14 protein-coding genes are annotated in these 12,267 nt (G+C 70.5%); 9 read left to right on the top strand and 5 right to left on the bottom strand.

Features of this window, described 5'->3' with window-relative positions:
- Entirely contained in the window at positions 1-513 is a 513-nt protein-coding gene (locus DFP85_RS07960; RefSeq protein ID WP_133635765.1) for an Lrp/AsnC family transcriptional regulator, read from the bottom strand.
- 145 nt (positions 514-658) lie between these two features.
- Between DFP85_RS07960 and DFP85_RS07955 the strand changes: the two genes are divergently transcribed.
- From DFP85_RS07955 to mltF, 6 genes are all read left to right on the top strand, one after another.
- Positions 659-1,276, top strand: coding sequence for a LysE family translocator (locus DFP85_RS07955; RefSeq protein ID WP_133635764.1), 618 nt, complete (start codon positions 659-661; stop codon positions 1,274-1,276).
- A 128-nt stretch (positions 1,277-1,404) separates the two neighbouring features.
- Positions 1,405-2,871, top strand: a complete 1,467-nt coding sequence (locus tag DFP85_RS07950) for a dihydrolipoyl dehydrogenase (RefSeq protein ID WP_133635763.1) — start codon at positions 1,405-1,407, stop codon at positions 2,869-2,871.
- A 2-nt stretch (positions 2,872-2,873) separates the two neighbouring features.
- The gene (locus tag DFP85_RS07945) at positions 2,874-3,818 is read left to right on the top strand and encodes a patatin-like phospholipase family protein (RefSeq protein ID WP_208108469.1); all 945 of its coding nucleotides are present in this window, start codon (positions 2,874-2,876) and stop codon (positions 3,816-3,818) included.
- Positions 3,819-3,878: 60 nt separating this feature from the next.
- Positions 3,879-4,814, top strand: a complete 936-nt coding sequence (locus DFP85_RS07940) for an aldo/keto reductase (protein WP_133635762.1) — start codon at positions 3,879-3,881, stop codon at positions 4,812-4,814.
- 3 nt (positions 4,815-4,817) lie between these two features.
- Complete coding sequence (locus DFP85_RS07935; protein ID WP_133635761.1) at positions 4,818-5,501, top strand: DUF6064 family protein; 684 nt, start codon at positions 4,818-4,820, stop codon at positions 5,499-5,501.
- Between the two features lie 84 nt (positions 5,502-5,585).
- Positions 5,586-6,971 carry a membrane-bound lytic murein transglycosylase MltF gene (gene mltF / locus DFP85_RS07930; protein ID WP_133635760.1) on the top strand — a complete coding sequence of 462 codons (1,386 nt, stop codon included), beginning with the start codon at positions 5,586-5,588 and terminating at the stop codon, positions 6,969-6,971.
- A gap of 58 nt (positions 6,972-7,029) precedes the next feature.
- On the opposite strand, the gene DFP85_RS07925 is transcribed toward mltF, so the two are convergent.
- Positions 7,030-7,974, bottom strand: coding sequence for a sensor domain-containing diguanylate cyclase (locus DFP85_RS07925; protein ID WP_166644619.1), 945 nt, complete (start codon positions 7,972-7,974; stop codon positions 7,030-7,032).
- A gap of 72 nt (positions 7,975-8,046) precedes the next feature.
- Positions 8,047-8,661, bottom strand: a complete 615-nt coding sequence (locus DFP85_RS07920) for a LysE/ArgO family amino acid transporter (RefSeq protein ID WP_133635758.1) — start codon at positions 8,659-8,661, stop codon at positions 8,047-8,049.
- Positions 8,662-8,796: 135 nt separating this feature from the next.
- Between DFP85_RS07920 and DFP85_RS07915 the strand changes: the two genes are divergently transcribed.
- Together DFP85_RS07915 and DFP85_RS07910 are read left to right on the top strand one after the other, a co-directional pair.
- A complete protein-coding gene (locus DFP85_RS07915) occupies positions 8,797-9,666 on the top strand; it encodes a LysR family transcriptional regulator ArgP (protein WP_133635757.1) in 870 nt (289 codons plus the stop codon).
- Positions 9,667-9,795: 129 nt separating this feature from the next.
- Entirely contained in the window at positions 9,796-10,107 is a 312-nt protein-coding gene (locus tag DFP85_RS07910) for a hypothetical protein (RefSeq protein ID WP_133635756.1), read from the top strand.
- Positions 10,108-10,177: 70 nt separating this feature from the next.
- Here the strand turns inward: DFP85_RS07910 and DFP85_RS07905 are convergent, their stop codons facing one another.
- Both DFP85_RS07905 and DFP85_RS07900 read right to left on the bottom strand, forming a co-directional pair.
- On the bottom strand, positions 10,178-10,867 hold the full coding sequence (locus DFP85_RS07905; RefSeq protein ID WP_243737238.1) for a transglycosylase SLT domain-containing protein: 690 nt from the start codon (positions 10,865-10,867) through the stop codon (positions 10,178-10,180).
- A 70-nt stretch (positions 10,868-10,937) separates the two neighbouring features.
- Positions 10,938-11,795 carry an alpha/beta hydrolase gene (locus DFP85_RS07900; RefSeq protein WP_133635755.1) on the bottom strand — a complete coding sequence of 286 codons (858 nt, stop codon included), beginning with the start codon at positions 11,793-11,795 and terminating at the stop codon, positions 10,938-10,940.
- 182 nt (positions 11,796-11,977) lie between these two features.
- Between DFP85_RS07900 and DFP85_RS07895 the strand changes: the two genes are divergently transcribed.
- On the top strand, positions 11,978-12,265 hold the full coding sequence (locus DFP85_RS07895) for a hypothetical protein (RefSeq protein ID WP_133635754.1): 288 nt from the start codon (positions 11,978-11,980) through the stop codon (positions 12,263-12,265).
- Positions 12,266-12,267: the final 2 nt, after the last annotated feature.

Below are 12,267 nucleotides of genomic sequence, written 5' to 3'. Positions count from 1 at the left end.
TCAGGGGCGTCGACCGACGGGCAGCGTATCCCGCTCCTCGAGCCGCGTGAGCGGCAGCGGCCCGTGCTCCTTGACGGTCTGGATGGCGAAGTTGCTGCGGATGTCGCTGACGCCCGGCAGGCGCAGCAGGGTCCCGGTCAGGAAGCGCTCGTAGGCCGCCAGGTCCGCCACCACCACCTGCAGCAGGAAGTCCGACTCCCCCGACACCAGGTGGGCGGAGACCACCTCCGGCAGCGCCACGACCGCCTCGCGGAAGGCGTTGGCCTCGGCTTCGTGGTGGCGCTCCACCTTGACGCCGACGAAGACGGTGAGACCAAGGCCCACCCCGCCGCGGTCCAGCTCGGCATGGTAGCCGCGGATCAGCCCCGCCGCTTCCAGCTGGCGCACCCGTCGCAGGCAGGGCGAGGGCGAGAGGTTCACCTCCTCGGCCAGCTGCACGTTGGTCAGCCGGGCGTCGCGCTGCAGTGCCGCCAGGATGCGGCGGTCGATGGCATCCAGCCGAGTGTTTGGCATGAACTCTCACCTCACTCTTTTTCGTTGGCATCTTCTGCCAACTGTAGCCGTTTTCCTGGCCGACTTCGCAAGGACCTGCCGGCGCCCCCGGGGCTAGACTGGCAGCGTTCCAGCAAGAAGTTTCACGACGGCGGGAGGCGAACCCATGGAGCTGTGGCTGTTCATCGGGGCCCTGGCGGCGGTCTACCTGCTGCCTGGCCCCGACATGATCCTGATATTGCAGACCGGCAGCCAGCAGGGGCACACCCGGGCGCTGGCCACCGCGGTGGGCCTCGCCGTGGCGCGGGGCCTGCACGTGGCCCTGGCGGCCCTGGGGCTCGCCACGCTGTTCGCCAGCGCGCCCTGGACCTTCGATGGGGTGCGCTATGCGGGGGGCGCCTACCTGGCCTGGATCGGCCTGCAGCTGCTCCGCTCGCCGCCCGTCACGGAGGGCATCGACGCGGTCGGCGTGGGGAGGCTCGACGACGGTCACCGCCGCGCCTGGCGCCGTGGCCTGCTGACCAACCTGCTCAACCCCAAGTCGCTGCTGTTCTGCTCGGTGCTGCTGCCCCAGTTCGTCTCTCCCGGGGAGGGGCCCGTGCTGCTGCAGTTCGCCCTGCTGGGCAGCCTGCTGGTGGGCATCGGCCTGCTGTTCGATGCCGGCTACGCCACCCTGGGGGCCGCCCTGCAGCGCTGGTTCGCCGTCAGCCCGCTACGGGCGCGCCTGCAGCGCTGGACCTTCGGCTCGCTGATGATCGGCTTCGCCCTGCGCCTGGCCGCCTGAGCGGCCGACGGCCTTGTCCTGCGTCAAGACGCCACCGTTGCGTCCCGGCGACCCATCCCCACCCTGTGCCATAGTGAGGCCATGCACATCGACGCGCCTACCCATGCCACCAGTGAGAGGAGACCCCGATGCAGGAACGTGAGGTCGATATCGCCATCATCGGCGCCGGCAGCGCCGGCCTGAGCGCCTGGCACGCCGCCCGCAAGCACAGCGACAGCGTGCTGCTGATCGAGGGCGGGGCCTATGGCACCACCTGTGCCCGGGTCGGCTGCATGCCCTCGAAACTGCTGATCGCCGCCGCCGAATCCGCCCACCACGCCCGCGATGCCGGCGGTTTCGGCGTGCGCACCGGCCCCGTGGAGGTGGACGGGCGCGCCGTCATGGAGCGCGTCCGGCGCAAGCGCGATGGCTTCGTGGGCAGCGTGATGAAGACGGTGAAGCGCCTGGGCGAGGACAACCGCCTCGAGGGCCATGCGCGCTTCGAGGACCCGCACACCCTGATCGTCGGTGACCATACCCGCGTGACGGCGCGCACCATCGTCATCGCCACCGGCTCGCGCGGCACCTGGCCGGGCTTCTTCGAGGCGGCCGGCGACCGGCTGGTCGTCAACGACGCCGTCTTCGAGTGGGACGACCTGCCCGAGTCGGTCGCCGTGTTCGGCCCCGGCGTGATCGGCCTGGAGCTCGGCCAGGCGCTGCACCGGCTGGACGTGCGCCTGCGGGTCTTCGGCGTGGGCGGCGCCCTGGGCCCCTTCCAGGACGAGGACGTGCGGGACTACGCCGACCGCACCTTCAACGAGGAGTTCTACGTCGACCCCGACGCCAAGGTGGAGGGCATCGAGCGCGATGGTGACGCCGTGGTGATCACCTTCCTCGAGCGCAATACCGGCAGGCGTCTTACCGAGCGCTTCGACTACCTGCTCGCGGCCACCGGCCGGCGGGCCAACGTCGACCGGCTCGACCTGGAGAAGGCCGGCCTGGCGGTCGACGACAAGGGCGTGCCCCACTACAACCGCTTCACCCTGCAGTGCCGCAATGCCGATGACAGCCCCAGCCACGTCTTCATCGCCGGCGATGCCAACCAGGAGCTGCCGCTGCTGCACGTGGCCAATACCGAGGGGCGGATCGCCGGCGACAACGCCGGGCGCTATCCGGAACTGCGCGCCGGCACCCGCAACGTGCCCCTGGCGGTGGTCTTCACCGACCCGCAGATGGCCACCATCGGCGCGAGCCGCGCCGAGCTGGAAAAGCAGTACGGCGGCTGCGACTGCATCGCCACCGGCGAGGCCTCCTTCGAGGACCAGGGGCGTGCCGTGGTGATTCGCCAGAATCACGGCCTGATGCGCCTCTATGCCGAGCACGGCTCGGGCCAGTTCCTGGGCGCCGAGCTGTTCGGCCCCCGGGTGGAGCACATGGCGCACCTGCTGGCCTGGATGCTGGAAGAGCGGCCCAGCGTGAGCCGCATCCTCGAGATGCCCTTCTACCACCCGGTGCTCGAGGAGGGGCTGCGCAGCGCCCTGCGCGACCTCAATGCCAACCTGCAGCAGGGCCCGGCCATCACCGAGCGCTGCATGGAGTGCGGCCCCGGAGACTGAGCATGACGCCACGGCTCATCATGCCCCGGCTCGCGCTTGCCCTGTTGACCGCCGCCCTGCTGGCGGCGGCCCCGGCCGCGTCGGCCTCCCCCGATACCCCGTCGCCCCGTCCGACCATCGGCCTGGCGCTGGGCTCGGGCGGGGCCAACGGCCTGGCGCACATCGCCATCCTGCAGGTCTTCGACGACCTCGGGATCGTGCCCGACCGCATCGTCGGCACCAGCATCGGGGCAGTGATCGGCGGGCTCTATGCCGCGGGCCTCCCGGCCGAGGCGATCCGCGACATCTTCGACGACGTGGCCGGCTCGCCGCTGGATGCCCTCTCGGGCCTGGCCGAGTCGGAGGTGGAGCTGTCGGCGCTGGTGCCGTTCGGGCACGACGATGCCGGGCTGCTCGACTCGGCAGGCTTCCTCCACTTCCTGGCCGGCCATACCGAGGTTCGCACCTTCGACGAGCTGCGCATCCCGCTCGAGGTGGTGGCCACCGACTACTGGACGGGGGAGAGCGTGACCCTCGACGAGGGCCTCCTGTTCCCGGCCATCGAGGCCAGCATGGCGGTGCCGGGGCTCTTCCTGCCCGTCCACCATGGTAAGCAGCTGCTGATCGATGGCGGCATCTCCAAGCCCCTGCCCTTCGACCTGCTCCACGGCGAGGTCGACCTGGTCATCGCGGTGGACGTCTCGGGCAGCCGTCGGCAGGAGGATGGTGAGGAGCTCGGCCTGAGCGACATGCTGTTCAACAGCTTCAAGATCATGCAGCAGGCGCTCATCCGACAGGCGCTCCACCACCGGCCCCCCGACATCTACCTGCGTCCGGAGACCCGGGGGGTGCGCCTGCTGCACTTCAACCGCATCGACGAGATCCTGCGCCAGACCGAGCCCACCGCCGAGGAGCTGCGTGACCTGCTCGAGGGCTGGCTGGCCCTGCAGGCAGCCCCCTCGCCCTGACGGCCCCCGGCCCACCTCACCCGCCAGCTACACTGTGCTCAGCATTCCCAGGAGCGCATCATGGCCCAGCCTCTTCCAGCCCTGTCCCGCCGCCGGCTGCTGCGCGGCCTGCTCGCCGCGGCGGCCGTCACGGCGCTGCCCTCTGCCGGCGCCCTGGCGCGGGCGGCCGACCCGCTGACCCGCGAACTGCCCGGCACCGGTGAGGCGCTGCCCCGGGTCGGCCTGGGCAGCTGGATCACCTTCAACGTCGGCGATGACCCGGTACTGCTCGAGGAGTGCACCGCGGTCATGGCGGCCTTCTTCGCCGCGGGCGGACGGCTGATCGACTCCTCGCCGATGTACGGCTCCTCGCAGGCGACGATCGGCCATGCCCTGGAGCGCCTCGAGGCCGTCGATCGCGTCTATGCCGCGGACAAGGTCTGGACCTCCAGTCCCGCCGAGGGGCCGGCGCAGATCGAGGCCTCCCGCCGGGCCTGGGGCGTGCCGCGCTTCGACCTGCTGCAGGTCCACAACCTGCTGGGCTGGGAGGGCCATCTCGAGACCCTGCAGGCGATGAAGGCGGCCGGCGAGGTGCGCCACCTGGGCATCACCACCTCCCATGGACGACGCCATGAGGAGCTCGAGCGCATCATGCGGCGAGCGCCCCTGGACAGCGTCCAGCTCACCTACAACATCGTCGACCGCGAGGCGGAGAGTCGCCTGCTGCCCCTCGCCCGGGAGCGCGGCATCGGCGTGATCGCCAACCGCCCCTTCCAGCGCAAGCGCCTGATCCGGCGCCTGGCGGGCAAGCCGCTGCCGCCCTGGGCCGCCGAGATCGGCGCCACCACCTGGGCGCAGTTCATCCTCAAGTTCATCATCTCCCACCCGGCGATCACCTGCGCCATTCCCGCCACCACCCGCGTCGACCATGTCCGCGAGAACCTCGCCGCCGCCCGCGAGCCGCTGCCCGACGACGCCATGCGCCGCCGCATGGCCGACCACGTGCGAGGGCTCTAGGGCATGGTGGGCGGCGCCTGGTGGAGCTATCGCCCCGGGGACCTGCTGATGTTCTCGCCGCGGGTCTATGCGCGGCTGTTCGAGCTGCACAACCAGGCGCTGTGGCCCGCCCCGCTGCTCGCCCTGGTGCTGGGCGCCGTGGTGTTGGTCTTCCTGCTGCGCCCCGGCCCGCGGCGCACTCGTCTGGTCGTGGCCCTGCTGGCCGTGGCCTGGGCCTTCGTGGCCTGGGCCTTCCTGTGGCAGCGCTATGCCCCCATCCACTGGGGCATCGCCTATCTCGTCCGGCTGTTCGGCCTCCAGGCGCTGCTGCTGGCGGCCCTGGGCAGCCTGCGCGGCGGGCTGCGCCTGCCGGGGCACTGGAACGTGCGGCGCGGGCTCGGCATCGGGCTGTTCGCCTATGCCCTGGCCCTGCACCCGCTTGCCGCCCTGGCCACAGGCCGAGGCCTGGCGGGCGCCGAGGTCATCGGGCTCACGCCCGACCCGCTCGCCATCGCCACCCTGGGCGTGGCGGCCATGGCCGAGCCGGCCCCCCGCGCCTGGGCGCTGATGGTCGTTCCCGCCCTCTGGTGCCTGTTGAGCGCGCTCACACTCTTCCTGCTCGACGCCCCCGGCGCCTGGCTGCCGCTGCTGGCCATCGCCGCGGCCCTGGCGGCGAGGCTGTGGCCGGCACCCAAGGCCCCGCGTTGACTCGCCCCGCCGAGGACGCGGCCAGAGGCTGGTAGGCTGGTCCTCTCGGTGCCCGATCCTCCCTCCGGCCAGGATACCCGTCCCATGTCCCGATTCCGCCTGCTCACCGCCCCCCTGCTGCTGTCGCTGGCCCTGCTCCTGGGCTGCGAGCCGGGCGAGCCCCCGGTCACGCGGCTCGACCCGCCCGAGCCTGGCGAGACACTGAGGGTCGCCACCCGCAACGCCGCCACCACCTATTACCTGGACCGCCACGAGACCCCGGCGGGGCCGGAACATGACCTGGTCCAGCGGTTTGCCGAGGCCCATGGCTGGGAGGTCGAGTGGCGGCTGCAGGGCTCCACCGCCGAGGTGCTGGAGGCCCTGGAGAGCGGCGAGGTCCACCTGGCCGCCGCGGGGCTGACCCACCTGCCCTCCCGCGACGCGCGCTTCCGGCGCGGCCCCGGCCATACCGATATCGTCGAGCAGCTGGTCTGCCACCGCGACATGCGGCCCCTGCCCCGCGAGGTGGAGGAGATGGCCGGCGTCGAGATCCGCGTCACGGCGGACTCCAGCTACGCGGAGAAGCTCGCGAGCCTGGTCAACACCTATACCGGCATCGCCTACCAGGAGGACCCGCGCACCACCGAGATGCTGCTGGCCGAGGTGGCCGAGCGGCGAATCGAGTGCACCCTGGCCGACTCCAACATCGTGCGGGTGGTGCGCCGCCACTTCCCGCACCTGGAGGTCGCCATGAACCTGACCAGCGGTGACCGGCTGGGCTGGTACCTGCCCGAAGGCCACCAGGCGCTGGCCGAGATGGCCGGGCAGTGGATGGAGAGCGCCGAGGGGCAGCAGAGCGTCGCGGCGATGGAGGAGCGCTACTACGCCTATATCGGCGAGTTCGACTTCGTCGACCTTCGCGCGCTGAACCGGCGCATCGACGAGCGGCTGCCCTCCTTCCTCGAGCTCTTCCTGGCGGCCGAGGAGGCCACCGGAATGCCCGCCGACCTGCTCGCGGCCCTGGCCTACCAGGAGTCGCACTGGGACCCCCAGGCCGTCTCGCCCACCGGGGTGCGCGGCATCATGATGCTCACGCAGAACACCGCCCAGTCCCTCGGCGTCGCCAATCGCCTGGACCCGGCTTCGGCGATCGACGGTGGCGCCCGGTATCTCGCCGACCGCCACAGGCGGCTGCCCGAGACCATTCCCGAGCCGGACCGCACCTACCTGGCCCTGGCGAGCTACAACATCGGCCGTGGCCACCTGCTGGACGCCCGGAAGCTGGCCCGCGAGCTCGGCAGGAACCCGGACTCCTGGGAGGACATGAAGGAGGTACTGCCGCTCAAGGCCGACAAGCGCTACTACCCGCAGACCCGCTACGGCTACGCGCGGGGCTACGAGCCGGTGCACTATGTCCAGCGCATCCGCAACTACCAGGACGTGATCGGCGCTGCGGTGGAGGTGGAGCTGTCGCCGTCCGGGGAGGGATGAACACGAGGTGATGAGCAAGAGCAAGTAAGGGCCTGCAGGTATCGCCGGCGGCGAGTGCCTAGGCCTGGCAGAACGAGCGGTTGCGGCCGGCCCGCTTGGCGGCATAGAGCGCCTCGTCCGCCCACTGCAGGAGGGCATCCAGGGAGGCATCCCCCGCCGCCAGGGTCGCCACGCCGGCGCTGGTGGTGACGCTCACCCGCTCGCCATTCTCCGCGAGCTCGAGGCCCTCGGTATGGCGGCGCAGGCGCTCGGCCAGCTGCAGGGCCCCCTCCTGGCCGGTGGCCGGCAGCATCACCACGAACTCCTCGCCGCCGATGCGCCCGAACAGGTCCTCCCGGCGCAGCAGCGAGCGGACGCAGGCGGCGAAGGCCTGCAGCACCCGGTCGCCCGCGGCGTGTCCCCAGTGGTCGTTGATCCGCTTGAAGTGGTCGAGGTCGAGCATCACCAGCGAGAGGGCATCGCCGTGGCGCCGGGCACGCGCGAGCTCCTCGGCGGCCCGCTCGAAGAAGTGGCGGCGGTTGGCGGCACCGGTGAGCGGGTCATGCCGGGCCAGCTGCTCCAGGGCATGCTCCACCCGCTTGCGCGCGGTGATATCGCGGAAGAACCAGACACGGCCGACATAGCGCTGCCCCTCGTCCCAGAGGGCCCTGGAGTGGCGCTCCAGGGTGCGGCCATCCCGGCACGCCAGCTCGCAGTGGTCCTCGAGGCCGGGGTCGGCGTAGAGCCTCTCCACCCGCTCCAGGAAGGCCTCCGGCTCGCGAAAGAGCCGTAGCGCCTGTGCCAGGAGGTGCTCGTCGTCCACGCCCGCCAGGTCACCGTCCTCGCCACCCGAAATCGCCCCGGGCGGGATGCCGAGCACCTCGAGCAGCCGGTGATTGTGGCAGATGATCACCCCCTGGTCGTCGACGACGAGAATGCCGTCGGGCGAGGCTTCGAGGATCGCCTCGACCAGCGAGCGCTCGAACTTGCGCTCCGGGGTAGCGGGGGCCTGGGTCGGTGTCATGGCCCCAGTAGAGCCAAGCCGTTCGTTGATTGCAAAGCCCGCGGACGGCATCGGCGGGCCGCTTGATCCCGGTCAGGTCGCGAGGCCGGTCCCGCCGGCCAGGTGCACGGCGATGACCGCCATCATCACGCCGATGGCGCCGTCGATCGCCCGCCAGGCCAGAGGCCGGGAGAGCCAGGGCGAGAGCGCCGAGCCGCCCCAGGCCAGCAGGCTGAACCAGAGGATCGAGGCGGTGACGGCGCCCGCCACGAAGGTGGCCGCACTCTGCTGCTGGGCACCGATGGCCGGGATCAGCAGCAGGGTATCGAGGTACACCTGGGGGTTGAGCAGCGTGACCGCGAGGGTGGCGAGCAGCACTCCCCGGCGGCTGCGCCCGCCCGCCGCGCCACCGGCCAGTCCCTGACGCCCGGTGGCGGCGCGATGGAAGGCCTGGGCCGCCAGCCAGGCGAGGAACGCCACCCCCAGCCAGCGCAGCACCTCCATGGCGCTCGGCATGCTCAGCAGCACCGCGCTGACCCCGAACATCCCGGCGGCCAGCAGCAGCACGTCGGTGCTCATGCACAACCCGGCCGACCACCAGTGATGCTCCCGCCGCACGGCCACCCCCAGCACATAGGCGTTCTGCGCGCCGATGGCGACGATGATCCCGCCGCACACCACCAGCCCGGTCAGATAGCTCTCCAGCATCGCCTTTTCCCTCTCCTGGTACCCATCGAGAGCGGCCAGCATAGCGCTGCCACGTCATGCCGAAAAATCATCCTGCTAATATCACATCAGTTCTGCTTATACTTGATGCCCATCCCCTTCCGGCACGGAGGCCCCATGCTGGACTACAAGCTGCTCCAGGCGCTGGCCACGGTGGTCGAGTGCGACGGCTTCGAGCGCGCCGGCGAACAGCTGGGCCTCTCGCAGTCGGCGGTCTCCCAGCGCATCAAGGCGCTGGAGGTCCGCCTGGGCCAGCCGGTGCTGGTCCGCCACCCGATGCTGCGGCCCACCCCCGCGGGACAGCGGCTGCTCAACCATGTCCAGCAGGTCCAGCTCCTCGAGCGCGACCTGCGCACGACCCTGCCCACCCTGGAGGCGGCCTCGCCCCGGCTTCGCATCGCCCTCAATGCCGACAGCCTGGCAACCTGGTGGGCCGCGGCCGTCGGCGACTTCTGCCGGGCGGAGGGCCTGCTGCTGGACATGGTGGTCGAGGACCAGGACGTGGGGCTCAAGCGGCTACGCGACGGCGAGGTGGCGGCCTGCCTGTGCGCCAGCGACCAGCCCATCGCCGGGGCCCGCTGCGTGCCGCTGGGCACCATGGTCTATCACCCCTATGCCACCCCGGCCTACATCGAACGGCACTTCCCGAACGGGCCGACGCCAGAGGCCTTCCGCCGGGCACCGGCCATCGTCTACGGCCCCCATGACCAGTTGCAGCACCGCTTCCTCGCCGACTGCGGCTACCACGGCCGTTTCCCCTACCACCTCTGCCCCTCGTCGGAAGGCTTCGTGCGCCTGGCCACCGCCGGCATCGGCTACGGCATGCTGCCGCGGTTGCAGGTGGCCTCGCTGGTGGCCGAGGGCCGGCTGGCCAGCATCGCCCCCGAGCGCTCGCTTGCCGTGCCGCTCTACTGGCACTTCTGGCGGCACAGCGGCGAGGTGCTGGAGCGGCTGACCGGGGTGCTGGGCGAGGTTCGGCTCGAGTGAGCCGTCGGCACCCCGGGGCGCCACCGATGGTCAGTCGAGCGAAAGCCTGTATGATGAACGGGCAACACCTTCAGATACGGAGCAGAAGACACGATCGATCATTCTTTCAAGCCAGCACGGGAGGTTCTCATGAAGGTCTACAAACCGGAGTGGCAGTGCACGTTTAGCGTAAACGAAGGCGTGGAAGAATCAGCCAGCTGGAAGGAGCGAATCGCCTGGCGCTTTCGGGAGTTCGCCGACAGGCTGGACGGTGGTGGAAGAACGATCAAGATTGACTGCAACGTCACCCCCGAAGTGAGCCGTGAGGACGTCGACACCTGCCTGGAGAAGGGTTTCGCCCTGAGCCAGAGCCTGCTCACCCAGCTCGCCCATCAGGCCGCCTGCGAGGACGTCATGCGTGATGCCAAGGCGGAGCTGTTCGAGGAAGAGCCTCACCGTTGAGGCCGTGACCGTACCTGCAAGTGCAGTCACCGCACCCCATCCGGCCCCGGGCCGGGTGGGGTGTTTTCGTTCAGGCGCGACAGAACGGCCAGACCTGATAGAAGCGTCGACAGCGAAACTCGGCCTCGCAGGCCCCGAGCTGTGCCTGGTAGCGGTCGGCCCGGGCGGCCACCTGGCGAGCCGCCTGCCTCACCCGGGGCTTGGCCCGGTAGGTGCCCCGCCGATAGCCACCTTGGCCCTCGTGGTAGGCCAGGTAGAGCCGTTCGGGGTCGTGCAGCGAGAGACCCAGCTGGCGGCGTGATCGCGCGTTGTACCAGCCGATGAAGTCGGTGGCGTGCTGCATGTGGGTACGGCGCGCGAAGAGGCCGCCGGCATCGTCGCGATACTCGCCCCACACCGGATCCTGGGCCTGGGCGTAGCCCTTGGCCGAGGACGGCCGCCGCCAGGGAATCACGCCCAGCAGGCGGGTGCGTGGTGGCCGCACATGACTGCGGAAGCCCGACTCCTGCTGGATGAACGCCAGTTGCGTGGCGATGGGCGTTCCCCATCGTTCCTCGGCGGCCCGGGCGTGGTCATACCAGGACGGCTGCTCACGGAAGATCTCGCAGATGTTGCGCTGATCCTCCGGCGGCGACGGCGCCAGCATGGCGCAGCCGCTGGCCACCAGGAGATAGCCGCCGACCAGCAGGAACCCCGCCACACGCCGCAAGCAGGCCCCTCTTGCCCTCCTGGCCCCGAGCCAACCGATCGCCGATGCCATGTCGCCCTCCTGTCGCTGGTGCATAGCCCGATACTACACCGGCCCCACCCCTGAGGACGCGCCTCTCTCTTCAGGGGGCGGGCAACCCCGCGACCTCGACCAGGAAGGCCTCGATACCCGCCAGGTAGACCGCCTCGCTCTCCAGGAAACCGGTATTGTGGCTGCCGCCGATCACCAGCATCCGCTTGGGCTCGGGCGCCGCCGCATGGACTGCCTCGCCTTCGGCGAACGGGATGATGTCGTCCTCCCGGCTGTGGATGACCAGCACCGGCGCCTCGCTCTGTGCCACATAGGCCGCGGTATCGTAGTCGAAGCGTGACAGCCAGCGGGCCGGCAGGATGGGGTAGAGCCGCTGGCCCAGTTCGGGAACCGAGCGGAACGCCGACTCCAGGATCAGCGCCGCGGGGCGCGCCTCGCCCCGGAGTTCCCGCGCCAGGTTCGCCGCCACGGCGGCTCCCAGCGAACGGCCGAACAGCACGATCTCGCCGGGCGACAGGCCAGCCGTCTCGCGCAACCAGCGCCAGCCGGCCCGGGCATCGTGCGCCGTGCCCGCCTCCGAGGGGCTGCCCTCGCTCCGGCCGTAGCCCCGGTAATCGAGGATCAGCACCGAGAGCCCCAGGCGGTGGAACTGCTCGATCGAGTCCAGCCGGTGGGAGATGTTGCCGGCATTGCCGTGCAGGAACAGCAGGGCGCCCCGCGACGTCCGGGCCGGCACCCACCAGGCATCCAGTCGCAGGCCATCCTCGGTACCCAGGGTGACCGGCTCATAGGCCAAGCCGCGCTCCTGCGGGGTGGCAAGGTGCTCGCGTCCGCCCACATGGGGCAGGTAGAGCAGCCGGTCCTGGAAGGCACAGGCCATCATCACCAGCATGGCGTAGACCAGCAGCAGCCAGAGGAGCAGGCGAAACAGGGGATGAAGGTCACTCATCGGCATCCTCGAGACCCGAGGCTCATCCACCAGCCTAGTCCAGCCACGCCAGGACCAGATTCTCGCCTTGACTTACAAAAAAACACACTATAGTCACAGAGAGGGGCCTGTCCCGCTGCTGGTGGGCCCCGAACTGCAGGACGTCACATCCTGGCCGCCCCTGAGGCCGAGGAGGTCTCACAATGAACATCCCGACACTGGCATGCGAGCTGCCTGATGCAGTTCAAGAGGAACTGGTGGAGCAGCTGTTCCCGATGCCCGACCTGCCCCAGGCCTGCATCAGCCTGGAGGCGTCACTGGCCCGGCGGCTGGCCGAAGCCAAGGCGCGCCTCGACCGCCTGGAGCATCAGGTCGACTCCCGCGACCTGAGCGCCCTGGCCACGGCACGGGTGGAGTTCGCCCTGGCCTCCCGGGCGATGGCCGACGAGCTGATTGCCAGGGGGCTGCATGCCCTGGATAAGGGTGACTGATC

It is taken from the genome of Halomonas ventosae, from assembly GCF_004363555.1.
In the GTDB taxonomy this organism is placed as follows: Bacteria; Pseudomonadota; Gammaproteobacteria; order Pseudomonadales; family Halomonadaceae; genus Halomonas; species Halomonas ventosae.
The sequence above is the reverse complement of the archived record's forward strand: the minus strand, read 5'-3'. Positions and strand labels throughout refer to the sequence as shown.

Coding starts and splice junctions, on each gene's coding strand:
- DFP85_RS07960 (WP_133635765.1), bottom strand. CDS start 513: ATGCCAAACACTCGGCTGGATGCCATCGACCGCCGCATCCTGGCGGCA.
- DFP85_RS07955 (WP_133635764.1), top strand. CDS start 659: ATGGAGCTGTGGCTGTTCATCGGGGCCCTGGCGGCGGTCTACCTGCTG.
- DFP85_RS07950 (WP_133635763.1), top strand. CDS start 1,405: ATGCAGGAACGTGAGGTCGATATCGCCATCATCGGCGCCGGCAGCGCC.
- DFP85_RS07945 (WP_208108469.1), top strand. CDS start 2,874: ATGACGCCACGGCTCATCATGCCCCGGCTCGCGCTTGCCCTGTTGACC.
- DFP85_RS07940 (WP_133635762.1), top strand. CDS start 3,879: ATGGCCCAGCCTCTTCCAGCCCTGTCCCGCCGCCGGCTGCTGCGCGGC.
- DFP85_RS07935 (WP_133635761.1), top strand. CDS start 4,818: ATGGTGGGCGGCGCCTGGTGGAGCTATCGCCCCGGGGACCTGCTGATG.
- mltF (WP_133635760.1), top strand. CDS start 5,586: ATGTCCCGATTCCGCCTGCTCACCGCCCCCCTGCTGCTGTCGCTGGCC.
- DFP85_RS07925 (WP_166644619.1), bottom strand. CDS start 7,974: ATGACACCGACCCAGGCCCCCGCTACCCCGGAGCGCAAGTTCGAGCGC.
- DFP85_RS07920 (WP_133635758.1), bottom strand. CDS start 8,661: ATGCTGGAGAGCTATCTGACCGGGCTGGTGGTGTGCGGCGGGATCATC.
- DFP85_RS07915 (WP_133635757.1), top strand. CDS start 8,797: ATGCTGGACTACAAGCTGCTCCAGGCGCTGGCCACGGTGGTCGAGTGC.
- DFP85_RS07910 (WP_133635756.1), top strand. CDS start 9,796: ATGAAGGTCTACAAACCGGAGTGGCAGTGCACGTTTAGCGTAAACGAA.
- DFP85_RS07905 (WP_243737238.1), bottom strand. CDS start 10,867: ATGGCATCGGCGATCGGTTGGCTCGGGGCCAGGAGGGCAAGAGGGGCC.
- DFP85_RS07900 (WP_133635755.1), bottom strand. CDS start 11,795: ATGAGTGACCTTCATCCCCTGTTTCGCCTGCTCCTCTGGCTGCTGCTG.
- DFP85_RS07895 (WP_133635754.1), top strand. CDS start 11,978: ATGAACATCCCGACACTGGCATGCGAGCTGCCTGATGCAGTTCAAGAG.